The organism is Streptomyces hokutonensis, assembly GCF_000376565.1.
In the GTDB taxonomy this organism is placed as follows: domain Bacteria; phylum Actinomycetota; class Actinomycetes; order Streptomycetales; family Streptomycetaceae; genus Streptomyces; species Streptomyces hokutonensis.
The window spans coordinates 91,841-118,642 of the sequence record NZ_BARG01000033.1; the positions used below are offsets into that span (position 1 = coordinate 91,841).

A 26,802-nucleotide genomic window follows, 5' to 3' on the forward strand; every position below is an offset into this window, starting at 1 on the left:
ACACCGCCCATGAGAAACCGGATAGTCATGTCCATGCTCGCCGGGGCGACCCTCCTGGCGAGCGCCCTGCTGGGCGTGAGCCCCGCCCAGGCAGTCGATACCAAGGCCCAACCGGCCGATGTCCCCGCCGAGTTCGGCACCGACTGGCACGACCCCCTGACCGCCGCGCCACCCATCGCCAGGCCCGCCACCAAGTCCTGCCAAGTCACCCTCGCCGACACCGAGTTCCGCGACTTCACCCCGTACCAGGGGACGTACACACCGCCCAAGGGCTGCGGTGACCGCTGGAGCAAGGTCGTGCTCCGCCTCGACGGCACGGTCAAGGGGCGCCAGTACGACCGGCTCGGCTATCTGCACGTCGGCGGGGTCGAGATCCTGCGCACCTCGACACCGGAGCCCTCGCCCGACGGCATCGCATGGTCCGTCGAGAAGGACGTCACCCGCTACAGCGCCACCTTCCGCGACACACAGAACGTCGAGATGCTCATCGGCAACGTCGTCGACGACACCTACACCGGAGTCATCGGCGTCAAGGCCACGCTGACGTTCTACGAGGGCAGACCCGCGGCGGCGCAGAGCCCCGACCGCGTCCTCACCCTCGGCGCCGACTCGACCGTCACCACCCCGCGCAACAGCGAACGCATCGTCGCCGAGGTGTACGCCACCGGATCCGGCGGCGGCTGCGAGGAATTCTGGTATCTTGCCGTCCCCGACTCGGCGCCGTACTCCTGCCAGGCCGACAAGGGCCCCTACCGCGAGGTGCAGATCAAGGTCGACGGTCAACTCGCCGGAATCGCCGCCCCGTTCCCGAACGTGTGGACCGGCGGCTGGTCCGACCCCTTCCTCTGGTACGTCATTCCGGGCCCGCGCGCCTTCGACGTCAAGCCGATCGAATACGACCTCACGCCCTTCGCCGGGCTGCTCAACGACGGCCGCCCGCACCATGTCGACGTCTCCGTCGTGGGCGTGCCCGAGGGGCAGAGCGGTTGGAGCGCGCCGGTGAACGTGCTCGTCTGGCAGGACGCGCAGCGTGCCCACGTCACCGGAAAGCTCACCCTCGACCGGGCGGGCGAGCTCGCCAACTCCTCGGCGTACACGCCCGGTTCGGAGGAACGCGTGGACACCGACGCCGGTCATCGGCTGACCGTCGCCGGTTACGTCGACACCTCGCACGGACGGGTGGCGACCACGGTGGACCGCAGGCTCACGAACACCTCCGTGCACCGCTGGATCGACGGCGAGAACATGGACGGGCTCGACGCGACCTGGACGGACGACGAGTCGGTGACCGTAGACGGACGGGGGCCGGCCCGGACGACGGCCACGCATCGGACGTACACGATGAACGGTGCGACGACCATCGGCACGGACGACCGGCTGCGTACCGTTCTCACGCTCGGCGACCGGGCGGCGGTCGTCGATACGCGGGACGGGCGGCGGACCGGATGGTCGCGGCTCGATGACACCTACAGCGGGGACGCGACGTACACGCTCGGCGTCCCGCGTGATCAGCGGCATGCCGTCGGGACGTCGAGCGAGCGCTATCGGCTGTACGGCTCGGGCGGCTGCTACGACCGCTCGCTGGCGACCGCGCAGGGGGTGCTGACCGAGGACAGCAGCGGCTGCTGAGCCGTCGTGCGTGCGACGCGTCACTCGGGTTCGTGATTTACACGGCTGTCACACGGAGGTTTTCGGGGCGATCAACAACGGCTTCAAAGTGATCGTCACGGAAGCCGCTTTCCGTATCGCAGAAGTCACCCCATTCGGCTTCCGCGAACGACCGTCCCCCCTCAAGGAGTGCCCGTGCCGCCGTCCGTCCCGCCCCTGCCGCGACGCGTCGCACGCATATTGCGTACCTCTCTCTTCGCGCAGGTCGCCTGCGCGCTCGTCCTCGGAATCCTCGTCGGAAAGCTGTGGCCCGACGTGGCCACAGACTTCCAGCCCCTCGGCGACGGATTCACCCGGCTCATCAAGACGATCATCTCGCCGCTCGTGTTCTGTGTGGTCGTCGTGGGCATCGCCAAGGCCGGTGACCTCAAGGCCTTCGGCCGGATCGGCCTCAAGGCGCTGATCTGGTTCGAGGTCGCGTCCACCGCGGCGCTGATCATCGGCCTGGTCCTCGCCAACGTCGTCCAGCCCGGCTCCGGGATGCACGTCGACCCGTCCACCCTCAACACCTCGGCGGTGGACGCGAAGACGGGCGGTGCCGCGCTGCCCTCGACGACCGAGTTCATCGTCAACGCGCTGCCCACCAGTTTCATCGGCGCCTTCGCCGAGAACTCCCTGCTCCAAGTCCTCATCCTGGCCTGCCTGGTGGGCGCCGCGCTGCTCCACCTCGGCCACACCAAGGTGCCCCAGGTGCTGCCCGCGATCGAGCAGGCCCAGGAGATCATCTTCGCGATCGTCGGCTTCGTCATGCGGCTCGCCCCGCTCGCCGTGTTCGGCGCGATGGCCGTCCTCGTCGGCCAGTACGGGCTCGGTGTGATCAAGACCTACGCCAAGCTGATCATCCTCTGCTACGTCGCCGCCGCGCTCTTCGTCGCACTGCTCGCCGTCGCGCTGCGGCTGGTCACCGGGCTCAGCCTCTGGAAGTTCCTCCGCTACATCCGTGAGGAGATGCTGCTCGCGCTCGGCACCGCCTCCACCGAGTCCGTCATGCCGCGCGTGATGCAGAAGCTGCGCAAGGCGGGCGCCCGGGACGACGCGGTGGGCCTGGTGCTGCCCACCGGCTACTCCTTCAACCTCGACGGAGCCTCGCTCTACCTCTCCATCGGCACCCTGTTCATCGCCCAGGCCGTCGGCGTCGACCTCAGCCTCGGCCAGCAGATCACCGTGATCCTGGTGCTCATGCTGACCAGCAAGGGCATGGCCGGCATCCCCGGTTCGGCCTTCCTCGCCCTGTCCGCCACGGCCTCCTCGCTGGGCGCGATCCCGGCCGGCGCGGTCGCCCTGCTCCTGGGTGTGGACCGCATCATGGACTCGATGCGCGTCGTCACCAACCTCCTCGGCAACTGCGTCGCCGTCTTCGCCGTCTCCCGCTGGGAGGGCGCGCTCGACATCGAGCGGGCGAAGAAGGTCCTCGACGGTGAGATCACGGTCGTAGAAGTAGAAGACGATGGCGTGGAGAACGGCGTGGAAGCGGACGCGGAGATCCCCGCGCAGCTCGTCAAGGAGTCGGCCGCCGAGGCCGGTTGAGCGCTGTCGTGACGGGTCGCGGCTCCTGATCCGCCCAGGTGGTGGGGAGTCGCGGCCCGTTCTTCTATGCGTGGTCGACGAGGTCCGCCGGGTAGGGCTGGTCGAAGTCGGCCGACTGGCTCACCCGCTGCCATGCCTCCGCCTGTGCGATCTGGTCGCGTGAGTAGTTCTGCGCGAGCTCCACGGCGAAGGCGCCCAGGAGGAGGTGGGAGGGGAGGGTCGGCTGCTTGACGATCCGGACCAGGATCTCCCCGGCGCGCTTCGGGTCGCCCGCGGCGACCACGGGACCGTCGAAGAGGCGGATCAGCGAGCCGACCGTCTCGTCGTACTCCGGCGGTACTTCCGGTATCTGCATCGACGAACCGGCCCAGTCGGTCGCGAAGCCGCCCGGTTCCACGACGAGATACCTGATGCCGAACGGTGCGGTCTCGGCCGCGAGCACGCGGGTGAAGCCGTCGACCGCGAACTTCGCCGCCTGGTACGACCCGAGCCCGGGATTGCCGCCGACCCGGCCGCCGACCGACGAGAACTGCACGACCGTGCCCGCACCCTGTGCCTTGAGGAACGGGAGCGCTGCCGTCGAGACGTTGTAGACCCCCCAGAAGTTCGTGTCGAACTGGCGGCGGAAGTCGTCCTCGGGGGTCGTCTCGACCGGGGAGAGGTTGGCGTACCCGGCGTTGTTCACGACCACGTCGATCCTCCCGAAGCGGTCGACTCCCGCCTGTAGAGCCGCCGTTGCCGCCGCTCGGTCGGTGACGTCGAGGGCCACGGGGAGCACGCGGTCGCCGTACTCCTTCACGAGGTCGTCCAGCTGCTCCGGCCTGCGTGCCGTGGCGACGACCCGGTCGCCGGCCTCCAGGGCGGCGACGGTGAGGTTGCGGCCGAAGCCGCGGGACGAACCGGTGATGAACCATGTCTGTGTCATGGGTCTAGCAAAACACTGTTTCGTTATTAGTGCAACTGTGTTGCGCTATGCTCTGCGTCATGAGCACGCCCACCCCGCAACGAGCCCGCAGCGCCGCGGCCAAGCAGCAGCGCGAACGGGCGATTCTCGACGCCGCCCGGGCGCTCGGCGCCGACCGCAGCGTGCGCGAGGTCACCCTCACGGACATCGCCGCCGCCGTCGGCATGCACAAGTCCGCCATGCTGCGGTACTTCGAGACGCGGGAGCAGATCTTCCTGGCGCTGACCGCCGAGGGCTGGGAGGACTGGTCGGCGGCGCTCCGCGCGCGGCTGAGTGAATTCACCGACGTCACCGAAGTCGCCGACGGGGATCGTGGTGCGATCGCGGCCGTCCTCGCGCAGTCGCTCGTCGCGCGGCCGTTCTTCTGCGACCTCCTGGCTCAGGCGCCGTTGAACCTGGAACGCAATGTGTCGCTGGAGTCCGTGTACGCGTTCAAGACCGTCGTACTCGGTGAAGTCGCCGCCGTGGCGGCCGAGTTGTGCCGACTGCTCGAGATCACCGAGCGTGCCGCCGTGGACGTGATCGCCACGGCCACGAGCATGGCCGGGGCGCTTCTCCAGATGGCCGCCCCCGGTACCAGGCTTCGCACGCTCTACGAGACGCATCCCGAGTTGGCGCACGCGCTGGTCGACGTCGAGCCCCAACTGACCCGCATCCTCACGGCGTTGTTGAACGGCATGCCACCGGCGGAGAGGTGAAGTGCCGTCGGTGACTCATGGCGTCGACGACCGCCCGCGCGTGCTCGTGAAACGGCTGCGGTAGTGCGTCGGTGTGGTGTCCAGATGGCGGGCGAAGGCGCGGCGGAGGGTCTCGTCGGTGCCGAGCCCGCTGTGGTGTGCCGCGGAGGTGACGCTGTGGCCTTCGAGGAGCAGGTGTTGGGCGCGGTCGAGACGCACCCGTTCGACCCAACGGGCGGGCGTGGTCCCGAGTTCGGTGCGGAAGAGCCGCGTCAGGTGCCGGGTGCTGACGGCCGCGGTCGCCGCCATGGCGGGCAGGCTGTGGTCGGCGGCGGGGTCGGCCAGCACGGACGCGATCAGTGACCGCAGGGGATCGGTGCGCGGCGGCGGGGTGGTGGTCGCCGCGGAGAACTGCGACTGGCCGCCCGGGCGTTGCATGAAGACCACCAGCTCGCGGGCGACGTCCCGGGCCACGGCCGCTCCGTGGTCGTCCTCGACGAGGGCGAGCGCCAGGTCGATCCCGGCAGTGATTCCCGCCGAGGTGACGAAGCGGCCGTCGCGGACGTGGATGGCGTCCGGTTCGACGCGCACCCGGGGGTAACGGCGGGCCAGTGTCCCGGCCTGCCGCCAGTGGGTCGTGGCCGAACGGCCGTCGAGCAGGCCGAGTTCGGCGAGGACGAAGGCACCTGTGCAGACGGACGTGACCCGTGCCGCATGGTCGGTGAGGGCGCGTGTCGTACTCAACAGCCCTTCCTCGGCGGGGTGTTGGGCCAGTAGATCGCCCCCGGCGACCACCACCGTGTCGACCGGCCCCGCGTCGGCCGCGGTCACCGTGCCGGTCAGGGCGAGTCCGTTGGCGGTGGTGATTGGGCCGCCGTGCGGAGAGACCAGCACCACCTCGTAGGGATGGCCGAGTTTGCCCGACTGGTGCAGCACCTCGGCCGGGCCGCTGACGTCGAGCAGGGTCACGCCGTCGAAGACGACGAAGCCGACCCGAGGGAGCGGGACCGCGGTCATGTCCGAATCCGTGGTTTTTATGGCTCTGAGGACATGGCTCCAGCGTACGCCGCCGAAGATCCTGGACGCACAGGCCGTCGAGGAGAGGGAAGAACGATGAGTGAAGTGATCGCAGGCGTGGAGATCCCGGACAGCGCGCTGGCACGGGAGGCGACCGAACTGGTGCGCGAGGCCGCGTCGCCGCTGCTGTTCGACCACTCCCGGCGGGTGTTCCTGTGGGGCGCCCTGCGCGGCCGGGAGCAGGGCATCCGTTACGACCCCGAACTGCTCTACGTGGCCGCGATGTTCCACGACCTCGGGCTCACCGAGAAGTTCCGCCGGACCGACCAGCGCTTCGAGATCGACGGCGCCGATGAGGCCCGCCGGTTCCTGCAGGCGCACGGCATCACCGGTGAGTCGGCCGACCGGGTCTGGACGAGCATCGCGCTGCACACCACCCAGGAGATCCCGCTGCACATGGCGGCCGAGATCGCCCTGGTCAACCGGGGTGTGTCGCTGGACGTCGTGGGCATCGGCTACGACGCCGTCTCCGAGGGGCAGCGCGCGGCCGTCGTGGCGGCGCATCCCCGCCCGGACTTCAAGAACGGGATCCTCGCCGCCTTCACCGAGGGCATCAAGGACCGCCCCGAGACCACCTTCGGCAACATCAAGGCGGACGTACTGGCCCACTTCGTACCGGGCTTCGTGCGCGGCGACTTCGTCGAGAAGATCAAGGGCTCGGACTGGCCGGAGTGACGCCGTGGCGACCGCCTGTGGTCAGCAGGTCCGCCCGTGCTCCTCATGGGTACCGGGCGTGCCGTCCACCAGCGTGTCCAGCAAGGTCCGCAGCACCTCGCGCTCCACATCCGTGAGGGGCGCGAGGATCTCGTCCGCGGCGCCCCGCCGGGCGCTGCGCAGCTCGCTGAGCGCCTTGCGACCGTCGTCCGTGATCTCGATGCGGATGACCCGCCGGTTGGACGGGTCGGGCACCCGCCGTACCTTGCCGCTCGCCTCCAGGCCGTCGACCAGCGTCGTCACCGCGCGCGGCACCACCTCGAGGCGCTCGGCGAGGTCGGCCATGCGGGGCGGCGAGCCGAAGTGCGCGAGCGTGCGCAGCAGGCGGGACTGGGCCGGGGTGATGCCGAGGTCGCGCTGCTCCAGATGGCGCTTCTGGATGCGGTGCACCCGGCGGGTGAGCCGCAGCAGCTGCTCCGCGAGGAGGCCGTCGGAATCGGGGGTGGTCATGCGGGAACAATATCAGGACCTTGTTCATTGTGAGTATAGGTAACAATGAGCTATGCTCCACCAGATCTCATTGCTCCACGAGTTCTGAGTGCTCGACCAGCCCTGATCACCTCACCATCCGCAGGAGACCATGCCCCGCGACGACATCAAATGGACACCGTCCCCCGGCACCTCGACCGACCAGCCCCGGCAGGTGCGCCGCATCCTCAGGCTCTTCAAGCCCTACCGCGCCCGGCTCACGGTCGTCGGCCTCCTGGTCGGCGCCGCGTCCCTGGTCACCGTGGCGACCCCGTTCCTCCTCAAGGAGACGCTGGACGTCGCCATCCCGCAGGGCCGCACCGGACTGCTGAGCCTGCTCGCGCTCGGCATGATCCTGAGCGCCGTCCTGACCAGCATCTTCGGCGTCCTGCAGACCCTCATCTCCACGACGGTCGGCCAGCGCGTCATGCACGACCTGCGCACGGCGGTCTACGGCCGGCTGCAGCGCATGTCGCTCGCCTTCTTCACCCGGACCCGCACCGGCGAGGTCCAGTCCCGCATAGCCAACGACATCGGCGGAATGCAGGCCACCGTCACCTCCACGGCCACCTCCCTGGTGTCGAACCTGACCAGCGTGGTCGCCACGATCATCGCGATGATCGCCCTGGACTGGCGGCTCACCGTCGTCTCGCTGCTGCTCCTCCCGGTCTTCGTCTGGATCAGCCGCAGGGTCGGCAACGAACGCAAGAAGATCGCCACCCAGCGCCAGAAGCAGATGGCCGCGATGGCCGCCACAGTCACCGAGTCGCTGTCCGTCAGTGGCATCCTGCTCGGCCGCACCATGGGCCGCTCCGACTCGCTCACCCAGTCCTTCTCCGAGGAGTCCGAGGGTCTCGTCGACCTGGAGGTCAGGTCGAACATGGCGGGGCGCTGGCGCATGGCCGTCATCTCGATCGTCATGGCCGCGATGCCCGCCGTCATCTACTGGACCGCCGGAATCGCCCTCCAGATGGGCGGCCCGGACGTCTCCATCGGCACCATCGTCGCCTTCGTCTCGCTCCAGCAGGGCCTGTTCCGCCCGGCCGTCAGCCTGTTGTCGACCGGCGTCCAGATCCAGACCTCGCTGGCCCTCTTCGCGCGCATCTTCGAGTACCTCGACCTCCCGATCGACATCACCGAACGCGAGAACCCGGTCCACCTGGACAGCGTCAAGGGCGAAGTCGCCTTCGAGGGCGTCGAGTTCCACTACGACGAGAAGAGCGGCCCGATCCTCGACGGCATCGACATCACCGTCCCGGCCGGCAACAGCCTCGCGATCGTCGGCCCGACCGGCGCCGGGAAGTCGACCCTCGGCTATCTCGCGCCCCGGCTCTACGACGTGACGGGCGGCCGGGTCACCCTCGACGGCGTCGACGTCCGCGACCTGGACTTCGACACGCTCGCGCGTGCCGTCGGCGTCGTCTCCCAGGAGACGTACCTCTTCCACGCCACGGTCGCCGACAACCTCCGCTTCGCCAAGCCGGACGCCACCGACGAGGAGCTGTACGCGGCGGCGCGCGCGGCGCAGATCCACGACCACATCGCGGGCCTGCCCGACGGGTACGACACGGTCGTCGGCGAGCGAGGCCACCGGTTCTCCGGCGGTGAGAAGCAGCGGCTGGCCATCGCGCGCACGATCCTGCGCGACCCGCCGGTCCTCATCCTCGACGAGGCGACCAGTGCCCTCGACAACCGCACCGAGGCGGCCGTCCAGGACGCCATCGACGCCCTGTCGGCCAACCGCACCACGCTCACCATCGCCCACCGCCTGTCCACCATCCGCAGCGCCGACCAGATCGTGGTCCTCGACTCCGGGCACGTGGCGGAACGGGGCACGCACGAAGAACTGCTGGAACTCGACGGGCGGTACGCGGCCCTCGTACGCCGGGATGCCCAACTGGAACCGACAAGCTGAAGATATGCCGGGATTGTGACGATATGCGGGTTACCGTGCCCGCATGCAGATGAACACTCCGCCACGGAGAACGATTCGACTGACCCGCCGGGGCCGGGTCGCCCTCATCGCGACCGGGGCCGTCGTGGCCGGCACCGCCGTGGCGGTGCCGCTGCTCGGCCTGGAGGACGAAGGGGACGCGCGTCCCACCTCACTGGTCATCCCGGAGGGCTGGCGCTCGGGCCAGATCTACGACGCCGTCGACAAGGCCCTCGCGCTCCCGGCCGGCACCACCAAGAAGTCCATCCCGAAGGCCGGCCTCAAGCTGCCGAACGACGCGGAGGGCAACCCCGAGGGCTATCTCTTCCCGGCGACCTATCCGCTGAAGGAGAAGGCGACGCCGGAGTCGCTGCTCTCGTTCATGGTCAACATCGCGAACCGGAAGTTCAACGGCGCCCCGGTCGCCGCCGGCGCGCAGCGCAACGCGATGAACGTCTACCAGGCGGTCACCATCGCGAGCATCGTGCAGGCCGAGGCGGCCTCCAAGGCCGACATGGGGAAGGTGGCCCGTGTCATCTTCAACCGCCTCGAACGCGGGATGCCGCTCCAGATGGACTCGACCGTCAACTACGCCCTCAACCGCACCACGTTGAGGACGACCACGAGCGACACCCGGATCGACAGCCCCTACAACTCCTACCAGCGCATGGGCCTGCCGCCCACCCCGATCGACAACCCGGGCGAGGACGCCATGCGCGCCGCGATCAACCCGCCCCCGGGCGACTGGCTCTACTTCGTCACGGTCAAGCCCGGCGACACCCGCTTCGCGGCCACCTACGAGGAACACCAGCGCAACGTGGCCGAGTTCAACGCGGCCCAGAAGAGCGGCAGTTCGCAGCCGCCGAAGTGACCCGCGCGGGACGGCGTCGGGCGGCGACCGGCTTTCCAGCCGGCAGCCGTCCGATGTCCCGTGGGGCTGTGCCGAGGCGTATGTGGACGGTCTCCGTAACGGGCGGCGCGGTGTTCGGCGGCGGCTGTTCCTCCGGCGCGGAGTTGCTCGATGTCGCCTACGGCCGCGCGGCCGGCGTCGTAGACGGGTGCCCGCAGGCGGCCCGTGGCCGACGAGCGGGAGGCGCGGATCGGCGACGGCGTGCGCGCTCTCGACGCCTCCGCCCCGCCCACGAAGCGCCCCCGCCCGAACAACCTCAGACCGCGACCGGCTCCCCGGCCAGCAGCCGTCTGATGTCCCGTACGGCCGAACGTCCCGCGCGGTTGGCGCCGATGGTGCTCGCGGAGGGACCGTAGCCGACGAGATGGATGCGGGGATCCGCGGCCACCCGGGTGCCGTCGAGGCGGATGCCGCCGCCCGGGCCGCGCAGCTTCAGCGGTGCCAGGTGGTCGATGGCAGCCCGGAAGCCGGTGGCCCACAGGATGACATCGGCGTCCACATGGCGGCCGTCGTCCCAGTCCACACCGTCGGGGGTGATCCGGTCGAACATCGGCTGCCGGTCGAGGACTCCGTCCGCGACGGCCTGCCGGATCGCGTCGTTCAGCGGCAGTCCGGTCACGGAGACGACGCTCCTCGGAGGCAGCCCCTGCCGTACCCGCTCCTCCACCAGCGCGACGGCCGCCCGCCCCACGTCCTCGGTGAAGGGACCCTCGCGGAAGACCGGCGGACGCCGGGTCACCCATGTCGTCGCCGCCGCGTACGGGGCCAGTTCCATCAGATGCTGCGTTCCGGACGCGCCCCCGCCCACCACGACCACCCGCAGCCCGGCGAACTCCTCGGGCCCCGGGTACTGCGCGGTGTGCAACTGCCGCCCCCGGAAGGTCTCCTGGCCCGGATAGCGCGGCCAGAACGGCCGGTCCCAGGTGCCGGTGGCATTGATCAGCGCCCGCGTCGACCAGGTCCCGTCGGACGTCTCGACGAGCAGCCGCCCGCCCTCGCCCTCCCGTACCGCTCTCACATCCACCGGCCGCCGTACCCGCAGGTCGAAGGCGCGCTCGTAGGCGGCGAAGTACTCGGCGACGACTTCGGAGGACGGCCGGTCCGGATCTCCGTCCGTGAGTTCCATGCCCGGCAACGCGTGCATCCCGTGCACCTTGCCGTACGTCAGTGACGGCCACCGGAACTGCCAGGCGCCGCCCGGCGCGGGCGCGTGGTCCAGGACCACGAAGTCGCGCTCCGGCTCGAAACCGGTGCGCCGCAGGTGATAGGCGCCGGCCAGTCCTGCCTGCCCGGCGCCTATGACGACCACGTCGACCTCACGGGTGTTGTTCACGTTTCTACGAACAGCCCCGGGGCCGTGGATCTTCCCGCGCGCTCAGCGCCCGCTGCCGACGAGGAACGGCACACCCGCCCGCTCCGGCCCCTCGACCAGTCCGCGCGCCGTCAGCTCGGGAATCACACCCTCGCCGAACCAGTACGCCTCCTCCAGATGCGGATACCCGGACAGCACGAAGTGCTCGACGCCGAGCGAGTGGTACTCCTCGATCAGATCGGCGACCTCGCCATGGCTGCCCACCAGCGCGGTGCCCGCACCGCCCCGGACGAGACCGACCCCCGCCCACAGGTTCGGATGGATCTCCAGATCGGCCCGCGAACCACCGTGCAGCGCCAGCATCCGCTGCTGGCCCACCGACTCACTGCGTCCGAGGGCGGCCTGCGCCGCCGCGATCGTGTCCGCGTCGAGATCGTCGAGCAGCCGGTTCGCGGTCGCCCACGCCTCGGCCGACGAGTCGCGCGAGATCGTGTGCAGCCGTACCCCGAACCGCACGTCCCGCCCCTCGCGCTCGGCGAGTCCGCGAATCCAGTCGATCTTCTCCTTGACCTGGGCCGGCGGTTCTCCCCAGGTGAGATACACGTCCGCATGCCGGGCGGCGACCGGCCCGGCCGCCGCCGACGAACCACCGAAGAACACCTGCGGCACCGGATCGGGCGGCAGCGCGGTGAGCCCGCCCTCGACCTGGTAGTGGACACCGTCGAAGTCGTACGGCTCTCCCCGCCACGCCCCTCGTACGACCGACAGGAACTCGTCGGTGCGGGCGTACCGCCGGTCGTGGTCGAGATGGTCGCCGAAGCGTCGCTGCTCGGCCGAGTCGCCGCCGGTGACGACATTGAGCAACAGCCGTCCGCGCGTGAGGCGTTGATAGGTCGCCGCCATCTGCGCGGCCAGCGTCGGCGAGATCACCCCCGGCCGGAACGCCACGAGGAACTTCAGCCGCTCGGTGTGCTGGGCGAGTGCCACGGTGGTCAGCCACGCGTCCTCGCACCAGGTGCCGGTCGGCGTGAGGACCGCCTCGAAGCCCAACTGCTCGGCCGCCTTGGCGATTTGGGCCAGGTACTCGATGTCCGGCGGACGCACCCCGCGGACCGACCCCGCCCGGTTGGGGCCGTAGGCGTGCCGGTCGACGAGGGTACGGCCGTCGCCGCCGGTCGGCAGGAACCAGTGGAGACGGACCGTCATGTCACTTCTCCTTGTAGACGCGCGGCGCGGTGGTCGAGACCGGCAGGCTGCCGTTGAAGCGGGTGTCGACGAACTCGGCGAAATCAACCTTGCGGGGGATCAGCTTCAACGCGGTGAACTGGTCCGCGATCGCCTGCTCCGAGGCGATCAGCGGCTTGTCCACGGCGACCGCGATCCGGGAGGCGTTGGTGCGCTTCACCGAGGCCAGCGCCACCGCGTACGGCAGCCCGGTGTCCTTCGCCCACACCTTGGCCCACGCGTCGGGGTGGTCGTAGACCCAGTCCTGGGCGCGCCGCAGCCGCTCCAGATAGTCCTTGATGGCCGCGGCCTTCTTGCCGTCCGCCAGCGCGGAGGGCGCCGCCACCTGGAAGTTGAGCCCGTTGACCAGACCCTGACCGGTCGTCAGGATGCGGCCCTGCTTCGCTTCGAGGACCTGCGAGGTGTACGGGTCCCACACCGTCCACGCGTCCACCTTGCCGCTGGTGAACGCGGCCAGCGCGTCGGCGGGTTGGAGGTACTTGACCTTGACGTCGCTCAGGGTCAGCCCGGCCGCCTTGAGGGAGGCGATCAGCTGGTAGTGCGCGGAGGAACCCTGCGCGACGGCGATGGACTTGCCCTTGAGCTGCTCGGGACTCGTCAGCTTGGAGTCCTTCGGCACAAGGATGGCCTCGCCCTGGGAGTTGCCGTGCCAGGCGGCCACCACCTTGATCTTGGAGCCCGCGCCCGCGGCGAACACCGGCGGGGTGTTGCCGACACCGCCGATGTCGACGGCCTTGGCGTTGACGGCCTCCAGGAGCGGCGGGCCGGAGGTGAACGTGGACCACTTGATCTTGTAGTCGAGGTTCTTGAGTTCACCGGCGGCCCGCAGGATGGCCTCCGAACCGCCCTTCTGGTCACCGACGTCGAGCGTGACGGAACCCGTGCCGTCGGTGTCGGTCCCCGTGCTGGCGGACGAGTTGCCACCGCAGGCGGTGAGCAGGAGGGCGAGGGGGAGGAGCAGTGCGGCGGGGACGAGGCGACGTCGCATGGGGGATCCGTTCTGTGCAAGTGAGCGGTGGGAGGGGGGGGAGTTCAGGCGGCTTCGGCGGCGGTGTCGACGCCGAGGCGTTCCAGGAGTCCGGCGCGCAGTTCGGCGAACCGGGGGTCGGTGATGTCGCGCGGGCGGTCGAGGTCGATGTGCTGCTCGTGCGCGATGACACCGTCGTCCATCACCAGGACACGGTCGGCGAGCAGCACCGCCTCCTCGACGTCGTGGGTCACCAACAGGACGGCGCAGCCCCGCCGTTGCCACAGCTCGCCCACCAGCCGCTGGGCCTTGATGCGGGTGAGCGCGTCGAGCGCGCCGAACGGCTCGTCGAGCAGCAGCAGATCGGGCTCGCGCACCAGGGCACGGGCCAGCGAGGCACGCTGCGCCTCACCGCCGGAGAGCGTCTTGGGCCAGGCGTCGGCGTGGTCCCCGAGCCCGACCTCCGCCAACGCGCGCTCCGCCACGGCCCGTTCGGGCTTGCCGGGCAGTCCGAGCAGGACGTTGCGCCACACCTTCTTCCACGGCATCAGCCGGGGCGCCTGGAACGCGACGGCCTTGCGGCGCGGGACGAGGACGGTGCCCTCGATGTCCCGGTCGAGTCCGGCGAGGATGCGCAGCAACGTGGACTTTCCGCAGCCGCTGCGGCCGAGCAGCGCCACGAACTCGCCCTGCCGTACGTCGAGTTGAAGCCTGTCGATGACGGGACGGCCGTCGAAGGAGCGGGTCAGCCCTTCGACGCGCACCGCCTGCGAGGTGACCGGCTGTGCGGTCACCGGCCCGTGAACGTCGGTCGCCATTGCAGCAGCAGCCTTTCGAGGGTTCGGACGACGAAGTCGGCCAGCAGGCCGAGGAAGGCGTAGACGATCAGGCAGACCACGATCACGTCGGTCTGCAGGAAGTCCCGTGCCTGCACCATGAGGAAGCCGATCCCGGCGTCCGCGTTGATCTGCTCGGCGAACACGAGCGCCAGCCAGGCGATACCGAGGGAGTAACGCAGCCCGGTCATCGCGTTGGGCAGCGCGCCCGGCAGCACCACATGCCGTACCAGCCCCCAGCGGGACAACCCCAGCGACTCCCCGGCCTCGATCAACTGGCTGTCCACGCCCCGGATTCCGGCGTAGACGTTCAGATAGAGCGGGAAGGTCACCCCGAGCGTGATGATGGCGACCTTGGGGGCCTCGCCGATGCCAAACCAGATGATGAACAGCGGGATCAGCCCCACGAAGGGCACGGTCCGCAGCATCTGCACGGGAGCGTCGACCAGGTCCTCGCCGATCCTGAACAGGCCGGAGACCAGGGCGAGTCCGGTACCGATGACGGTGCCGAGGAGCAGCCCGATCGCGACGCGCTGGAGCGAGGTGGCCATGGCCGAGGTCAGCGAACCGCTGTCGATCAGATCCCAGCCGACGTGTGCGATCCGCCCGGGCGAGGCGAGTACGTCCGAGGTCAACACACCGGTGCTGCTGAGGAGTTGCCACAGCGCGAGCAGCACGAGCGGGCCGGTGGTGCGGCGCAGCCAGCGGGGGACACGGGTGCGGCGGGAGGAGGTGGGGACGAGGGGGACGAGATCGAGGGGGGCGTGGTCGTCCGGGCGCGCGTCCGGGCCGGCCTTCGAGGTGGATATACGCGAAATGTCGGGCTCGGAGGAGCCGGGTGGCGCATGGCTGATGCTCATGGGTGCTCCACGGAGTGGGGAGAGCGTCCGGTGAGGAAAGGGGTACGCCTCAACGCCGCCGCGTCACGACGGTGTGCGCGGGCGCGACGGAGTGCGGGAAAAGAGGGGGTGAGGCGGAAGAAGGCGTCAGCAGCCGCGACAACACGCGGCGGAGGCCACCCGCAGCAGGTCGATGTGACCGCGCGTGGTGAGCAGAACTGAACGCAACATGCGGCCGAAACTAGGTCAGATGGCGTGCCACGGTCAACGGTGTCTCGCGGACTGGACCCCTCGTATCACGGGCCGGTCGGCCGACCCGGTGGGCGGCTCCGGGGATGGGTCAGGATGGGAACATGTCAGCTGCCTTCACCACCCGAGTTCTGCATGTCGCCACCGGCTCCCGGGAGCGGGTCATGGACCTGACCCGCGACTGCGAGGCCTTCCTGCGGGAGGCGGCGGCCGGCCGCGACGGCCTCCTCAACGTCTTCGTCCCGCACGCCACCGCGGGCGTCGCGATCCTCGAAACGGGCGCCGGCAGCGACGACGACCTGCTCGCCGCCCTGCACACCCTCCTCCCCGCCGACGACCGCTGGCAGCATCGCCACGGCAGCCCCGGCCACGGCCGCGACCACGTCCTCCCGGCCTTCGTGCCGCCGCACGCGACGCTGCCGGTGCTGGGCGGGCGGCTGGAGTTGGGGACGTGGCAGTCGGTGTGTCTCGTCGACACGAACAGGGACAACCCTGAGAGGACCGTTCGGCTGTCGTTCCTCGGGTGAGGGGTCCGTCGCGCGGATCCCCTCCGCTTCAGGAGGCTCCGGCCGCTGTGGTCGGGAGCTGCGTCGGGGTGTCGCGCAGGCCGAGGCGCAGGTGCTCGACGTGGTAGAGGGCCTGCTCCAGCAGTTCGGCGACGTGGTTGTCGTAGAGCGCGTAGATGACCGAGCGGCCCCGGCGCTCGCCGGTGACCAGGCCGAGGTTGCGCAGCAGGCGCAGTTGGTGGGAGCAGGCGGACTGTTCCATGCCGACGGCGTCGGCGAGTTCGGTCGCCGCGCAGGGGCCTTCCTGGAGGCGGGTCAGGATCCGCAGGCGGGAAGGGGTGGCCAGGGCCTGGAGCGTGGCGGCGACGTCGGCGGCGCCCACGGCCTCCAGGCGCTCGCGTGCGGTGGCGGTGGTCTTGGCGTCAGCTCCGTGGCCCATGGCGCCCATCCTACGGAGGTGGACCCATGAACACATGAATGGGTCTTCATGTGGTCCTGTACGGTGAAGGGAGCGGTGCCGGATCCCGGCCGACCGCTGTTTCGCCATGTCTCCGTGAAGGACTTCCGCTCCGATGACCTCCACCCTCACCCAGCCGCACGCCGACCGGGCCGCGTTGCCGCGCGACGGCCGTACCCCTCACCGCCGCACCCGTGTCCTGGCCCTGCCCGAGGCGCGCTGGGCGATCGCGGCCACGGTCTTCTTTCTGCTCGCGCTGCCGTTGCAGTGGGCCGGTGCTCCGGCGTGGGCGTGGGGTCCGCTGTACGCGCTGTCGTACGCCACCGGCGGGTGGGAACCGGGCTGGGAGGGACTGAAGGCGCTCAAGGACAAGACCCTCGACGTCGACCTCCTCATGATTGTCGCCGCGCTCGGGGCGGCGGCGATCGGGCAGGTCATGGACGGCGCGCTGCTGATCGTCATCTTCGCCACGTCCGGTGCGCTGGAGGCGCTGGCCACGGCACGGACGGCCGACTCCGTGCGCGGTCTGCTGGACCTGGCACCGGCGACGGTCACTCGCCTCGACACCTTCGGCGGCGAACAGAGCGTCGCCGTAGCGGAGTTGACCGTCGGCGACACGATCCTCGTACGGCCGGGCGAGCGCGTCGGCGCCGACGGCCGGGTGCTCGACGGGGCCAGTGAGGTGGACCAAGCGACCATCACCGGTGAACCGCTGCCCGTGGCCAAGGAGAAGGGCGACGAGGTCTTCGCGGGCACCCTCAACGGAACCGGCGTCCTTCGGGTACGTGTCGAGCGGGATTCCTCCGACTCGGTGATCGCACGGATCGTACGGATGGTGGAGGAGGCGTCCGGGACCAAGGCGCCCACACAGCTGTTCATCGAGAAGGTCGAACAGCGCTACTCGTTGGGCATGGTGGTGGCGACCCTCGCGGTGTTCCTCGTCCCGTTGGCCTTCGGGACGGGACTGACCGACGCGCTCCTGCGGGCCATGACGTTCATGATCGTGGCGTCGCCGTGCGCGGTCGTGCTGGCCACGATGCCGCCGCTGCTCTCCGCGATCGCCAACGCCGGACGCCATGGTGTGCTGGTCAAGTCGGCGGTGGTCATGGAGCGGCTGGGACAGGTCGACGTGGTCGCGCTCGACAAGACCGGCACGCTGACCGAGGGCACCCCGAGGGTCACCGACGTACAGCCGCTCACCGAATTCCGGCTGGGCGCGGACGAGTTGCTGGCACTCGCCGCCGCGGCGGAGCACCCGAGCGAGCATCCGCTGGCCCGTGCCGTGGTGGAGGCGGCGCGCGAGCGCGGACTCGCCCTGCCGGTGGCGGAGGACTTCACCTCCACGCCCGGGGTCGGGGTGACCGCCACCGTCGCGGGGCGACCGGTCGCGGTCGGAGCCCCGGCCCGGCTGCTCGCAGAGGCGTCGGACGCGGGCTCCGCGCGGGCCGCCGCGCTCGTGGGCGCGCTGGAGGAGGGCGGACGGACCGCCGTGCTGGTCACCCTCGACGGGCGGCCGGTGGGCGTGCTCGGCATCGCCGACCGCCTGCGTGCCGACGCGACCACGACCGTCGCCTCACTGGCGTCCCTCACCGGAACCGCGCCCCTGCTGCTGACCGGCGACAACCCCCGTGCGGCCGCCCGCCTCGCCGCCGAGGTCGGCATCGGCGACGTACGGGCCGGGCTGCTGCCCGAGCACAAGGTGAACGCCGTCAGGGAACTTGAGGCAGCGGGCCGCACGGTCATGGTCGTCGGGGACGGCGTCAACGACGCCCCGGCGCTGGCCGCCGCGCACACCGGTGTCGCGATGGGCCGGGCGGGCTCCGACCTCGCGCTGGAGACGGCCGACGCGGTGGTCGTCCGCGACGAGCTGACCACCGTGCCCGCCGTGATCTCCCTCTCGCGCCGGGCCCGCGGACTCGTCGTGCAGAACCTCGTGATCGCCGGAGTGTTCATCGCGGGCCTCGTCGTCTGGGACCTGGCCGGTCATCTGCCGCTGCCGCTCGGCGTCGCGGGCCACGAGGGCTCCACGGTCGTCGTCGGCCTCAACGGCCTGCGGCTGCTGCGCGAGGCGGCGTGGACGCGGGCCGCCGAGTGAGCCACAGGGACCCTCGCCGCTCGGCCGGGGACTACACTCCACCCCTGCCCTCGCCCGCCATTGGTGGGCCGCGGCGCGTGCGGAAAGCCGGTGGAGGGCTTGTGGCGTGCACCTGGGCGCGGTTCCACGACACGACGATGGCGACCGAACCGCTGGAGTAGGAGCGCACCTGGAAAACCCGGCGACGTCGGCGATCGTCCCCGGGATACTCGTCGCCCATGGATGAGGTCGAAGTCGTCGTCGCCCATTCCGAGCGCGCGACTCTGCGCGTCGGTGACGTGTTCCTGAAGGTGGACGGCGATCAGGCGCGCATCGATGCCGAGGTCGAGGCGATGTCTCGCGCGCCGGTCCCGACGCCGGAGGTGCTGTGGTGCAAGCCGCACGTCCTCGCGCTCGCCGCGCTCCCGGGGACGACGCTCGGGCTCCTGGGCGGGCCGTCGACCGGGTCGCCGGCGGCCTGGGCCGCGGCGGGCGCCGCGATCCGCAAGCTGCACGACGCGCCGCTGCCGCCCAGGACCGGCGGGGCCGGGCGGAGCATCGACGCGCTGGCGGCGGAGCTCGACACCGAGTGCGAGGCGCTCGTGACGAACGGCCTCCTGCCCGCCGAACTGGTCATCCGCAACCGGCAGGTCGCCGAGGCCGCGCTCCGGCCGTGGATTCCGGCGTTCACGCACGGCGACCTGCAGATCGCGCACGTCTTCGTCGACGGCGAGGAGGTCACCGGCATCATCGACTGGTCCGAGGCGGGCCAGGGCGATCCGCTCTACGACCTCGCCACGTTCACGCTCGGACACGAGCAGCGCATCGGCGACGTCCTCGCCGGCTACGGCGCCGACGTCGACCTCGAGGTGATCCGTGCGTGGTGGTCGTTGCGGAGCCTGCTGGTGGTGCGCTGGCTGAGCGGGCACGGCTTCGACCCGTTCGCGCCCGGCTGCGAGGTCGACGTACTGAGATCCCGGATGTGAGGCTGCGCGGGCCCCACTTCGTTGCTCCCCTTGGGGAGGATCGTGCCTACTGGTGCGCCGTATAGACGGTCGCGGTCATCGGTGCCTTCACAGGGCCGCTGCCGAGCTGGTCCGTCATCCTCTGCGTGACGGCGGCCCGGAGGGCCTGCGCGTCCTCGCGGGCCTCCACGGCGGCGCTCACCGGTGTGCCCGTGAGGAACCCGGTGGCGACGGAGGCCGCGGACTCCGCGACACCTTCCAGCGTGACCTCCTCGGCGGTGTCCAGGGTCAGTCCGGCGGCCGTGAGGTCCGCGGTGACCACGGCCGGGTCGGAGTAGCCGTGGGGCACGGCCTTCAGGAACGGGGGTGCCCCCTCGGGCATGGACCGTTCCAGGGCGGTCTGGAAGGCGGCCCCGAATCCGTGCGAGGCCAGCGGGCCCCAGCTGTTGAAGAGGAACCGCCCCTGCGGGGCCAGGACCCGGCGCACCTCGGCGTACGCGGCGGGCCTGTCGGGGAAGAACATCACCCCGAACTGGCACACCACGAGGTCGAAGCCACCGTCCTCGAAGGGCAGCTCCTGGGCGTCCGCCTGCCGCCACTCCGCACGCGGTTCCCGGGCCGACCCCGCGGTGACCATCGCTTCGTTGAGGTCCGTCGCCACCACCGAGGCCGTGGGCACCGCGGTGAGCAGGGCCGAGGTCAACGCCCCTGTTCCGGCGGCGAGTTCGAGGATCGTGCGGGGCCGCAGCGCCGCCGCTCTGGCGGCCAGGTCGACGGCGAAGGGTTGGAAGAAGACCGGGACCAGGTGGCGCTCGTAGGCCTCGGGCATGGACCGTGTCCACCGCCGGTTCGCATCGTCTGTGCTCACCCTGCAGACACTAGCCCTGCGGGAACTCCGACGGCGGACGCTGCGGCCACGGCGGCCTCGTGTCATGTTGGTCGAGCGTCCAAGACGCTGCGATAGCATGAAGGGCACACGCATTCCCGTTCCCGAAGCAGAAAGCTGGCCAGATGTCTCGTATGGCGGCGAAGGACCGACGCGAAGAGCTGATCGCGGCGGCGCAGCGGGTGATGATCCGCGACGGAGTCACGAAGGCGACGACGCGCGCGATCGTCAACGAGGCGAAAATGCCGCTGGGCGTCTTCCACTACTGCTTCAGCTCGCGTGAGGAACTGCTGCAGGAAGTCCTCACCCGCTTCACCGACGCCACGGTGGCCGCCGCGCGCAAGATGTTCGAAGGGGAAGGGGACCTCGGATCACGGATCACCAGGAGCCTGAGTGCTTTCTGGGGCACGGTCGAGCTCAACCCCGGGGAACACCAGGTCAGTTATGAGCTGACCCACTACGCCCTGCGCCAGGCCGGGTTCGAGGACCTGGCCCGACGCCAGTACCAGCACTACCGCGAGGTCCACGAGGAACTCCTGGCGGAGGCCGCCGAGGCCGCCGGCATCGAGTGGGCCGTTCCTGTTCCGGTGCTGGCCCGCTACCTCAACTCGGTGCTCGACGGTGTCACCCTGAGCTGGCTGGTCGACCGCGACAGCGAACACAGCCAGGAGGTCCTGCGGCTGACCGGCGAGCACCTCTTGACGCTGGCCCGCGAGCGGACCCGGCAGGCGGCCGGGCCGAGCCCGGCCGCGGAGCCGAGCCCGGCGTCGTAGACGCGCGCCGTGTGCGTTGCCTACTCGAACAGGTCGGGCTCTTCCGCCGTGATCTGGTCCCACAGCGGACGGAACTGGAACCAGCCCGGCAACGGACCGGAGATCTGGTCACGGACCGTCAACGCCGTCCCGGAGTCGATGAGTCGGGGCTCCCCGGCGGCCATGGCCAGCAGCTGGGCCTGGCAGGACCGCTCCATGGTGATGAAGTACCAGGCGGCCTCCGCGACGGACGCCCCGACCGTCAGCAGTCCGTGGTTCTTGAGGACGACCGCCTTGCCGTCGCCCAGGGCCGCGCCGATCCGCCGGCCCTCCTCGGTGTCGTTCACGACGCCCCGGTAGTCCGCGTAGACGCCGTGGTCGTCGTAGAAGGCGCAGGCGTCCTGGGTGATGGGCAGCAGTGGGACGCCGAGGCTGGAGAAGGCCTTGCCGTGCACGGAGTGGGTGTGTGCCGCCGCGACCACGTCCGGCCTGGCCCGGTGCACCTCGGAGTGGATGCAGAACGCGGCGTTGTTGACCGGGCGCCCGCCTTCCAGGAGCGTGCCGTCGTGGTCGACGAGGATCAGGTCGGACACGCGGATCCGGCTGAACGACATGCCGAACGGGTTGACCCAGAAGGCCGACGGGTTCTCGGGGTCGCGGGCCGTGATGTGTCCGGCCACGCCCTCGGAGAAGCCGAAGCGGGCGAACAGGCGGAAGGCGGCGGCGAGTTCCTGCTTGCGCACCTCGCGCTCCTGCTCGAAGGACAGGTTCTGCTGGGGCAGCGGCAGGAAGACGCCCTCGGGCAGGGCGCCGACGGAGGCGTGCGTGGGCGTCTCGGGTGTGGTGGTCATGGGTCGGCCTTTCGTGATCCGAACAGCGGGGCGGGTACTGCTACTTGGCACGGCCGCGGAGGCCGGCCCCGTACATGACGTCCACCAGGCGGAGGACGAACCGGTAGGCCGAGGGCTCGTACGGGATCATGTGCATGTCCCGGCGCATCGGGAACCGGTTCGTGCTGATGGCCTGGAGCCGTGTGTACTTGCGGAAGCCCTCGGCCCCGTGCCGGACACCGAGGCCCGACTCCTTCCAGCCCCCCATCGGCAGGCCGAGGGCCATGTAGTTGGTCTGGGCGTCGTTGATGGTGACGCAGCCGGCCTCGAACCGCTCGGCGAGGCGGCGGGCGCGCTTCGTGTCCGAGCCGATGATCGAGGCCTGCAACCCGTACGTGCTGTCGTTGACGAGCCGCAGGGCTTCCTCGGCGTCGGCGACCTTCATCACCGGGAGCGTGGGGCCGAAGGTCTCCTCGCGCATGCACTTCATGCCGTGGTCGACGTCGACGAGCAAGGTGGGTTCGAAGAACCGGCCGGGTCCTTCGGGGGTGTGCCCTCCGACGAGTACCCGGGCGCCCTTGCGCACGGCGTCGTCGACATGGTCCTGGATCAGCGCCAGTTGGGGCGGGAAGGTGACGGCTCCCACGTCGACACTGCCGAGCCCGGCCGGCCGGCCCGAGGTGACCTGCTGGAACCGCTCGCGCAGCAGGGTGACGTACGCGTCGTAGACCGGCTCCTCGACGTAGACCCGCTCCACCGAGGTGCACATCTGGCCGCCGTTGGACAGGGCGCCTTGGATCGTGACGCTGACGGCCCGCTCCAGGTTCGCGTCGGCGAGGACGACCAGGGCGTCCTTGCCGCCGAGCTCCAGTGAGCAGGGGATCAGCCGCTCGCCCGCGCGGGCCGCGACCAGGCGGCCGGTCCTGGTCGAGCCGGTGAACATCACGAAGTCCACGGTGTCCACGACCGCGCGACCGGTGGCCCCGGCGCCGGTGACGACCTGGAAGACGTCCTCGGGCCAGCCGCACTCACGGGCCATGCGCTCCATCAACAGCGCGGTCAGCGGGGTCTGTTCGGAGGGTTTGAGGACGACCGCGTTGCCCGCGGCGAGGGCCGGAATGGCGTCGCCGAAGGAGTTGAGCAGCGGGTTGTTCCACGGGCCGATGACTCCGACGACACCGCGCGGCACCCGGCGGGTGTACATGGAGCGGCCCAGGACGAAGGGTGACAGGGAGCGGATCCTCGTCCTGGCCAGCAGGCCGCGGGCCCGCTTCGCCCAGTATGCGAAGGCGCTCGCGCAGTAGACGATCTCGACGACCGCGTCCTCCCGCGCCTTGCCGTTCTCCTCGACGACGAGGTCGGCGATCTCCTCCCGGTGGGCCAGCAGCCAGCGGCGGCCCCGCGCGAAGAACGCGGCGCGGGCCCGCGTGTCCAGCTCGGCCCAGCCCCGCTGCGCCCGCCGGGCGCGCTCCACCGCCTGGGCCACCTCTTCGGCTGACGTGTCGGGCACTTCGCCGACGACCGCTCCGGTGGCGGGGTTGTCCACCGCGATTCCCGTGCCCGCCGGGGGGCCGTCCGCCGTCAGGGCTTGATTCTGCGTCACCGAAAACTCCCCACCGGAACGTTGACTTGCCTTCGTCCAGAATGAGACGGTCAACCGTACAAGTCAAGCGTCTTGTACAAGCGTCCAAGTGTGGACGTGAAGGAGCGGTTGGATGAAAAGAACGACATCGATCGCGCTGAGCGGCCTGGGTGTTCCCGAGTCCCTGCGCTGGCATCGGGGAGCCCTGTGGTTCTCGGATCTCGCGCACGGCACGGTGCGCCGATGGGACGGCACCGGGGAGCCGGAGACGGTGATCGAGGTCCCCGGCCGGGCCGGCGGCCTCGGCTGGCTCCCTGACGGCCGGCTGCTCGTCGTGTCCATGGACGGGGGCCGCGTCCACCGCCTGGAGGCCGACGGCGAACTGGTCGTACACGCCGATCTGCGGCACATCGCCGGCGGTCCGGTCAACGACATGCTCGTCGACCCCGAAGGGCGCGCCTACGTCGGCAACTTCGGCTTCGACTACCACGCCCACTCCCGCGAGCACCCGAACTCCATGCTGTACGCGCCGCCCGGCCCCACGAGAGCCCCGATCGCCTGCCTGGCACCGGACGGCAGCCTGCTCGGACTGACGGACCCCCTGCTCTTCCCGAACGGAACCCTGCTCAGCGCCGACGGCGGGAGCGTGATCGTGGCCGAGACGCTGGCCATGCGGCTCACCGCCTTCTCCAGGAACCCCGACGGCACCCTGTCCGGTCCGGAGCCGTGGGCGCCCCTGATCCCGCCGCTCCTGTGGCGCCTGCTGAATCACCCGGGGGCGGCGGGCCGGGTCACCCGCAGGATCTCGGCGCTCCTCGACCACCCGGCCGTCGCGAAGCGTTCCTCGTCCCCGATCGCACCGGACGGCATCGCGTGGGACGCCGACGGCGAGTCCGTCTGGGTCGCGAACGCCCTGCGCGGCGAGTGCGTGCGGATCGCGCGCGGTGGCCGCGTCCTCGACCGGGTGGTCACCAGCCGGCACACGCTGAGCTGCCTGATGGCCGGACATGACGGACGCACTCTCTTCGCCGCCACCGTCCCGACCGACGATCCCGTCCGCGCCGCCGAACTCAACGGCGGGCGCATCGAGTCCGTGCGGCTGTGAGCCCGGTCGCGCGTCCCCCGGTAACAATCCGGGGGAATTCGATCTGAACAATTGACTTGGACGCTTGACCAGGAGAATCTGTGGCCATGCCAAAACCACCCGAAAAAGGCCAGGTCGTCCTTGTGACCGGCGCGGCCGGCGGCATCGGAGCAGCCATCGCGGAACTGGCGATCGCGCGCGGCCACCGCGTCCTGCTGACCGACGTCGACGAGGAAGCCGTCCTGGCCCGGGCCCACACCCTGGGCGGGCGGGCCGCCGCACACGCCCTGGACATCCGCAGCCCCGAGGGCTGGAACACGGCGTTCGACGCGGCCCGGGCACGCTTCGGCGCCGTCGACGTACTGGTCAACAACGCCGGCATCACCCACACCGGAACCGCCCGCGATCTCCGCCCCCAGCAGCACCGCGACATCGTCGAGATCAACCTGCTCGGCACCATCACCGGGGTCTGCGCGGCGATCGAGCGCATGACCGCGCAGGGCCACGGACACGTCATCACCGTCTGCAGCATGACGTCGTTCCTGCCACTGCCCGGATACGCCACCTACGGCGCCACGAAGCACGCGCTCCGCGCCTTTCACCACAGCGTCGCGATCGAGGAACGCGACGGACCGCTGGACTTCACGATCGTCCATCCGCCGTCCACCCGGACCGGCATGCTCGACCAGGAGATGGCCGATCCCTCCTCCGCCATCGCCTTCGCGGAGAAGTCCTACGCCCCGGAGCGCATCGCCGAGGCCGTTGTCGACGCCATGACCGCCAAGCCGGTCGAGGTGGTGTTCCCGCCGTTCGCCGGCCGCTTCCAGCGGGCCGTCGGAGTCTTCCCCCGGCTGATGCGCCGCGTGATCCCCCTCGTCGAGGCCAGAGGCCTGCGAGAGCGGGAGAGGCTGCGTGCCGCCCAGGGGATCCCGGCTGTCGGGAATCCGCGAACCTCCCAGAAAGGACGCTGAGTTGAGTACGCACATGACGTCCCGGCCGGACGCGAAGAGGCCGGTCATGAGAAGGGCCGCATCCGCCGTCACCGGGCCGGACGGGGACCGGATGGTCCAACTCGGCAGGGCGACCGAGCACTTGGACCCGCCCTTCGCCGTGGTGGACCTGGACGCCTTCGACGCCAACGCCACGGAGCTGGCACACCGGGCGGCGGGCCTGGCGACCGTCCGCCTGGCCAGCAAGTCGGTCCGCAGCCGTGAACTGATCGGGCGTGCCGTCCGCCACGAGGGGTACCGGGGGATCCTCGCCTTCACCCTGCCCGAGGCCCTGTGGCTGGCCGAGGACCACGAGGACGTGGTGATCGGCTATCCGACGACGGACCGCGCCGCGCTGAAACGACTCGCCTCGGACGAGCGGGCCGCCGCACGCGTCACCCTCATGATCGACTCGATCGGCCAACTGGACTTCGTCGACGAGGTGGTGGGTCTCTCCCGCCCCGACCTCCGCGTCTGCATCGATCTGGACGCCTCGCTCGAACTGGCGGGTGGCCGCGTCCACTTGGGCCCGTACCGCTCGCCCGTGCACTCACCCCGGCAGGCCGCCGCACTCGCCCGCGCCATCGGGGAACGGCCCGGATTCCGGCTCGCCGGGCTCATGTCCTACGAGGGTCACATCGCCGGTCTTGGCGACAACCAGCCCGGGTCGCTGCTCAGGCGGGCCGCGATCCGCGCCATGCAGCGCGTGTCCGCCGGTGAACTGGCCGACCGGCGGGCAGCGGTCGTCGCCGCCGTCGAGGCCGTGGCGCCACTGGAGTTCGTCAACGGCGGCGGCACGGGCTCCGTCGAGCAGACCGCCGCCGAACACGTCATCACGGAGATCGGTGCCGGATCGGGGCTCTACGGGCCCGGACTCTTCGACTTCTACCGGCGCTTCCGCCCGCGGCCCGCCGCCTACTTCGTGATGTCCGTCGTACGCCGCCCGAGTCCCAGGATCGCCACCGTGCTGGGCGGCGGCTGGATCGCCTCCGGCCCGACCGGCCCCGACCGGCAGCCGACGCTCACCTGGCCGCCCGGCCTGCGCACCAACCCCAGGGAGGGGACCGGCGAGGTCCAGACACCGGTCCTGGGGGCCGCCGCGCACGGGCTGCGGCTCGGCGACCACGTGTGGTTCCGGCACGCCAAGGCCGGTGAACTGTGCGAACGCGTCAACACCCTCCACCTGGTGTCCGGCGCGGAGATCGTCGACGAGGTCGCGACCTACCGGGGCGAGGGACACGCCTTCCTGTGATCCGTACCTGAACCGGCCCGTTTCCGTTCTCCGGAGGTC

General features: G+C 70.5%; 26 protein-coding genes. 13 read left to right on the forward strand and 13 right to left on the reverse strand.

What is annotated here, in order from left to right; all coding sequences use genetic code 11:
- Nucleotides 1–9: 9 nt before the first annotated feature.
- Together SSP08S_RS19745 and SSP08S_RS55565 are read left to right on the forward strand one after the other, a co-directional pair.
- Entirely contained in the window at nt 10–1,629 is a 1,620-nt protein-coding gene (locus tag SSP08S_RS19745; protein WP_304951784.1) for a peptide-N4-asparagine amidase, read from the forward strand.
- A 174-nt stretch (nt 1,630–1,803) separates the two neighbouring features.
- A complete protein-coding gene (locus SSP08S_RS55565) occupies nt 1,804–3,195 on the forward strand; it encodes a C4-dicarboxylate transporter DctA (RefSeq protein ID WP_019069350.1) in 1,392 nt (463 codons plus the stop codon).
- Nucleotides 3,196–3,259: 64 nt separating this feature from the next.
- Here SSP08S_RS55565 and SSP08S_RS19755 read toward each other — a convergent pair whose 3' ends face one another.
- Nucleotides 3,260–4,120 carry an SDR family NAD(P)-dependent oxidoreductase gene (locus tag SSP08S_RS19755; RefSeq protein WP_019069351.1) on the reverse strand — a complete coding sequence of 287 codons (861 nt, stop codon included), beginning with the start codon at nt 4,118–4,120 and terminating at the stop codon, nt 3,260–3,262.
- A 59-nt stretch (nt 4,121–4,179) separates the two neighbouring features.
- On the opposite strand from SSP08S_RS19755, the gene SSP08S_RS19760 reads away from it, so the two are divergent.
- Nucleotides 4,180–4,857, forward strand: a complete 678-nt coding sequence (locus SSP08S_RS19760; protein ID WP_026178647.1) for a TetR/AcrR family transcriptional regulator — start codon at nt 4,180–4,182, stop codon at nt 4,855–4,857.
- Between the two features lie 15 nt (nt 4,858–4,872).
- Here the strand turns inward: SSP08S_RS19760 and SSP08S_RS19765 are convergent, their stop codons facing one another.
- A complete protein-coding gene (locus SSP08S_RS19765; RefSeq protein WP_019069353.1) occupies nt 4,873–5,853 on the reverse strand; it encodes a GlxA family transcriptional regulator in 981 nt (326 codons plus the stop codon).
- Between the two features lie 96 nt (nt 5,854–5,949).
- On the opposite strand from SSP08S_RS19765, the gene SSP08S_RS19770 reads away from it, so the two are divergent.
- Entirely contained in the window at nt 5,950–6,588 is a 639-nt protein-coding gene (locus tag SSP08S_RS19770; RefSeq protein WP_019069354.1) for an HD domain-containing protein, read from the forward strand.
- Nucleotides 6,589–6,609: 21 nt separating this feature from the next.
- On the opposite strand, the gene SSP08S_RS19775 is transcribed toward SSP08S_RS19770, so the two are convergent.
- Nucleotides 6,610–7,077, reverse strand: a complete 468-nt coding sequence (locus SSP08S_RS19775; protein WP_019069355.1) for a MarR family winged helix-turn-helix transcriptional regulator — start codon at nt 7,075–7,077, stop codon at nt 6,610–6,612.
- A gap of 130 nt (nt 7,078–7,207) precedes the next feature.
- Here SSP08S_RS19775 and SSP08S_RS19780 point away from each other — a divergent pair, with 130 nt between their 5' ends.
- Nucleotides 7,208–9,010, forward strand: coding sequence for an ABC transporter ATP-binding protein (locus SSP08S_RS19780; RefSeq protein ID WP_019069356.1), 1,803 nt, complete (start codon nt 7,208–7,210; stop codon nt 9,008–9,010).
- Nucleotides 9,011–9,053: 43 nt separating this feature from the next.
- On the forward strand, nt 9,054–9,899 hold the full coding sequence (gene mltG, locus SSP08S_RS19785; protein WP_019069357.1) for an endolytic transglycosylase MltG: 846 nt from the start codon (nt 9,054–9,056) through the stop codon (nt 9,897–9,899).
- Nucleotides 9,900–10,194: 295 nt separating this feature from the next.
- On the opposite strand, the gene SSP08S_RS19790 is transcribed toward mltG, so the two are convergent.
- The 6 genes from SSP08S_RS19790 to SSP08S_RS64515 form a co-directional block, all read right to left on the reverse strand.
- Nucleotides 10,195–11,271, reverse strand: a complete 1,077-nt coding sequence (locus SSP08S_RS19790) for an NAD(P)-binding domain-containing protein (protein ID WP_019069358.1) — start codon at nt 11,269–11,271, stop codon at nt 10,195–10,197.
- Between the two features lie 42 nt (nt 11,272–11,313).
- The gene (locus SSP08S_RS19795; protein ID WP_019069359.1) at nt 11,314–12,456 is read right to left on the reverse strand and encodes an LLM class flavin-dependent oxidoreductase; all 1,143 of its coding nucleotides are present in this window, start codon (nt 12,454–12,456) and stop codon (nt 11,314–11,316) included.
- A 1-nt stretch (nt 12,457) separates the two neighbouring features.
- The gene (locus SSP08S_RS19800; RefSeq protein WP_019069360.1) at nt 12,458–13,483 is read right to left on the reverse strand and encodes an ABC transporter substrate-binding protein; all 1,026 of its coding nucleotides are present in this window, start codon (nt 13,481–13,483) and stop codon (nt 12,458–12,460) included.
- A 44-nt stretch (nt 13,484–13,527) separates the two neighbouring features.
- On the reverse strand, nt 13,528–14,280 hold the full coding sequence (locus SSP08S_RS19805) for an ABC transporter ATP-binding protein (protein WP_019069361.1): 753 nt from the start codon (nt 14,278–14,280) through the stop codon (nt 13,528–13,530).
- Nucleotides 14,253–15,158 carry an ABC transporter permease gene (locus SSP08S_RS19810; RefSeq protein ID WP_019069362.1) on the reverse strand — a complete coding sequence of 302 codons (906 nt, stop codon included), beginning with the start codon at nt 15,156–15,158 and terminating at the stop codon, nt 14,253–14,255. Before SSP08S_RS19810 ends, SSP08S_RS19805 begins: the two co-directional genes overlap by 28 nt.
- A gap of 126 nt (nt 15,159–15,284) precedes the next feature.
- Nucleotides 15,285–15,368, reverse strand: coding sequence for a putative leader peptide (locus tag SSP08S_RS64515; protein WP_315986669.1), 84 nt, complete (start codon nt 15,366–15,368; stop codon nt 15,285–15,287).
- Nucleotides 15,369–15,490: 122 nt separating this feature from the next.
- On the opposite strand from SSP08S_RS64515, the gene SSP08S_RS19815 reads away from it, so the two are divergent.
- Entirely contained in the window at nt 15,491–15,913 is a 423-nt protein-coding gene (locus SSP08S_RS19815) for a secondary thiamine-phosphate synthase enzyme YjbQ (protein ID WP_019069363.1), read from the forward strand.
- A 28-nt stretch (nt 15,914–15,941) separates the two neighbouring features.
- Here SSP08S_RS19815 and SSP08S_RS19820 read toward each other — a convergent pair whose 3' ends face one another.
- Nucleotides 15,942–16,331, reverse strand: coding sequence for an ArsR/SmtB family transcription factor (locus SSP08S_RS19820; RefSeq protein ID WP_019069364.1), 390 nt, complete (start codon nt 16,329–16,331; stop codon nt 15,942–15,944).
- Between the two features lie 133 nt (nt 16,332–16,464).
- Between SSP08S_RS19820 and SSP08S_RS19825 the strand changes: the two genes are divergently transcribed.
- Both SSP08S_RS19825 and SSP08S_RS19830 read left to right on the forward strand, forming a co-directional pair.
- A complete protein-coding gene (locus SSP08S_RS19825; RefSeq protein ID WP_019069365.1) occupies nt 16,465–18,444 on the forward strand; it encodes a heavy metal translocating P-type ATPase in 1,980 nt (659 codons plus the stop codon).
- Between the two features lie 218 nt (nt 18,445–18,662).
- Nucleotides 18,663–19,409, forward strand: coding sequence for a phosphotransferase family protein (locus SSP08S_RS19830; protein WP_019069366.1), 747 nt, complete (start codon nt 18,663–18,665; stop codon nt 19,407–19,409).
- 46 nt (nt 19,410–19,455) lie between these two features.
- On the opposite strand, the gene SSP08S_RS19835 is transcribed toward SSP08S_RS19830, so the two are convergent.
- Nucleotides 19,456–20,217, reverse strand: a complete 762-nt coding sequence (locus SSP08S_RS19835) for a class I SAM-dependent methyltransferase (protein WP_019069367.1) — start codon at nt 20,215–20,217, stop codon at nt 19,456–19,458.
- 182 nt (nt 20,218–20,399) lie between these two features.
- Here SSP08S_RS19835 and SSP08S_RS55570 point away from each other — a divergent pair, with 182 nt between their 5' ends.
- Nucleotides 20,400–21,047 carry a TetR/AcrR family transcriptional regulator gene (locus SSP08S_RS55570; protein WP_063739168.1) on the forward strand — a complete coding sequence of 216 codons (648 nt, stop codon included), beginning with the start codon at nt 20,400–20,402 and terminating at the stop codon, nt 21,045–21,047.
- Nucleotides 21,048–21,067: 20 nt separating this feature from the next.
- On the opposite strand, the gene SSP08S_RS19845 is transcribed toward SSP08S_RS55570, so the two are convergent.
- Nucleotides 21,068–21,877: a class II aldolase/adducin family protein gene (locus SSP08S_RS19845; RefSeq protein WP_019069369.1), complete on the reverse strand. Its 810-nt coding sequence runs from the start codon at nt 21,875–21,877 to the stop codon at nt 21,068–21,070.
- A 40-nt stretch (nt 21,878–21,917) separates the two neighbouring features.
- The gene (locus SSP08S_RS19850; RefSeq protein ID WP_019069370.1) at nt 21,918–23,459 is read right to left on the reverse strand and encodes a succinic semialdehyde dehydrogenase; all 1,542 of its coding nucleotides are present in this window, start codon (nt 23,457–23,459) and stop codon (nt 21,918–21,920) included.
- Between the two features lie 112 nt (nt 23,460–23,571).
- On the opposite strand from SSP08S_RS19850, the gene SSP08S_RS19855 reads away from it, so the two are divergent.
- The 3 genes from SSP08S_RS19855 to SSP08S_RS19865 all read left to right on the forward strand — a co-directional run bounded on the left by SSP08S_RS19855 (nt 23,572) and on the right by SSP08S_RS19865 (nt 26,763).
- Entirely contained in the window at nt 23,572–24,543 is a 972-nt protein-coding gene (locus SSP08S_RS19855) for an SMP-30/gluconolactonase/LRE family protein (RefSeq protein ID WP_019069371.1), read from the forward strand.
- 86 nt (nt 24,544–24,629) lie between these two features.
- Nucleotides 24,630–25,493 carry an SDR family NAD(P)-dependent oxidoreductase gene (locus tag SSP08S_RS55575; RefSeq protein WP_051105934.1) on the forward strand — a complete coding sequence of 288 codons (864 nt, stop codon included), beginning with the start codon at nt 24,630–24,632 and terminating at the stop codon, nt 25,491–25,493.
- 46 nt (nt 25,494–25,539) lie between these two features.
- Complete coding sequence (locus tag SSP08S_RS19865) at nt 25,540–26,763, forward strand: amino acid deaminase/aldolase (RefSeq protein ID WP_051105945.1); 1,224 nt, start codon at nt 25,540–25,542, stop codon at nt 26,761–26,763.
- The last annotated feature ends 39 nt before the right edge of the window (nt 26,764–26,802 follow it).

Excerpts from the sequence above, each read along its gene's own strand:
- SSP08S_RS19780 (WP_019069356.1), top strand. The coding sequence starts at position 7,208 with ATGCCCCGCGACGACATCAAATGGACACCGTCCCCCGGCACCTCGACC.
- SSP08S_RS19775 (WP_019069355.1), bottom strand. The coding sequence starts at position 7,077 with ATGACCACCCCCGATTCCGACGGCCTCCTCGCGGAGCAGCTGCTGCGG.
- SSP08S_RS19855 (WP_019069371.1), top strand. The coding sequence starts at position 23,572 with ATGAAAAGAACGACATCGATCGCGCTGAGCGGCCTGGGTGTTCCCGAG.
- SSP08S_RS64515 (WP_315986669.1), bottom strand. The coding sequence starts at position 15,368 with ATGTTGCGTTCAGTTCTGCTCACCACGCGCGGTCACATCGACCTGCTG.
- SSP08S_RS19865 (WP_051105945.1), top strand. The coding sequence starts at position 25,540 with ATGAGAAGGGCCGCATCCGCCGTCACCGGGCCGGACGGGGACCGGATG.
- SSP08S_RS19835 (WP_019069367.1), bottom strand. The coding sequence starts at position 20,217 with ATGCCCGAGGCCTACGAGCGCCACCTGGTCCCGGTCTTCTTCCAACCC.
- SSP08S_RS19820 (WP_019069364.1), bottom strand. The coding sequence starts at position 16,331 with ATGGGCCACGGAGCTGACGCCAAGACCACCGCCACCGCACGCGAGCGC.
- SSP08S_RS55570 (WP_063739168.1), top strand. The coding sequence starts at position 20,400 with ATGTCTCGTATGGCGGCGAAGGACCGACGCGAAGAGCTGATCGCGGCG.
- SSP08S_RS19805 (WP_019069361.1), bottom strand. The coding sequence starts at position 14,280 with ATGGCGACCGACGTTCACGGGCCGGTGACCGCACAGCCGGTCACCTCG.
- SSP08S_RS19810 (WP_019069362.1), bottom strand. The coding sequence starts at position 15,158 with ATGAGCATCAGCCATGCGCCACCCGGCTCCTCCGAGCCCGACATTTCG.
- SSP08S_RS19765 (WP_019069353.1), bottom strand. The coding sequence starts at position 5,853 with ATGACCGCGGTCCCGCTCCCTCGGGTCGGCTTCGTCGTCTTCGACGGC.
- SSP08S_RS19815 (WP_019069363.1), top strand. The coding sequence starts at position 15,491 with ATGTCAGCTGCCTTCACCACCCGAGTTCTGCATGTCGCCACCGGCTCC.
- SSP08S_RS19825 (WP_019069365.1), top strand. The coding sequence starts at position 16,465 with ATGACCTCCACCCTCACCCAGCCGCACGCCGACCGGGCCGCGTTGCCG.
- SSP08S_RS19745 (WP_304951784.1), top strand. The coding sequence starts at position 10 with ATGAGAAACCGGATAGTCATGTCCATGCTCGCCGGGGCGACCCTCCTG.
- SSP08S_RS19800 (WP_019069360.1), bottom strand. The coding sequence starts at position 13,483 with ATGCGACGTCGCCTCGTCCCCGCCGCACTGCTCCTCCCCCTCGCCCTC.
- SSP08S_RS19770 (WP_019069354.1), top strand. The coding sequence starts at position 5,950 with ATGAGTGAAGTGATCGCAGGCGTGGAGATCCCGGACAGCGCGCTGGCA.
- SSP08S_RS19755 (WP_019069351.1), bottom strand. The coding sequence starts at position 4,120 with ATGACACAGACATGGTTCATCACCGGTTCGTCCCGCGGCTTCGGCCGC.
- SSP08S_RS19760 (WP_026178647.1), top strand. The coding sequence starts at position 4,180 with ATGAGCACGCCCACCCCGCAACGAGCCCGCAGCGCCGCGGCCAAGCAG.
- mltG (WP_019069357.1), top strand. The coding sequence starts at position 9,054 with ATGCAGATGAACACTCCGCCACGGAGAACGATTCGACTGACCCGCCGG.
- SSP08S_RS55575 (WP_051105934.1), top strand. The coding sequence starts at position 24,630 with ATGCCAAAACCACCCGAAAAAGGCCAGGTCGTCCTTGTGACCGGCGCG.
- SSP08S_RS19795 (WP_019069359.1), bottom strand. The coding sequence starts at position 12,456 with ATGACGGTCCGTCTCCACTGGTTCCTGCCGACCGGCGGCGACGGCCGT.
- SSP08S_RS19830 (WP_019069366.1), top strand. The coding sequence starts at position 18,663 with ATGGATGAGGTCGAAGTCGTCGTCGCCCATTCCGAGCGCGCGACTCTG.
- SSP08S_RS19845 (WP_019069369.1), bottom strand. The coding sequence starts at position 21,877 with ATGACCACCACACCCGAGACGCCCACGCACGCCTCCGTCGGCGCCCTG.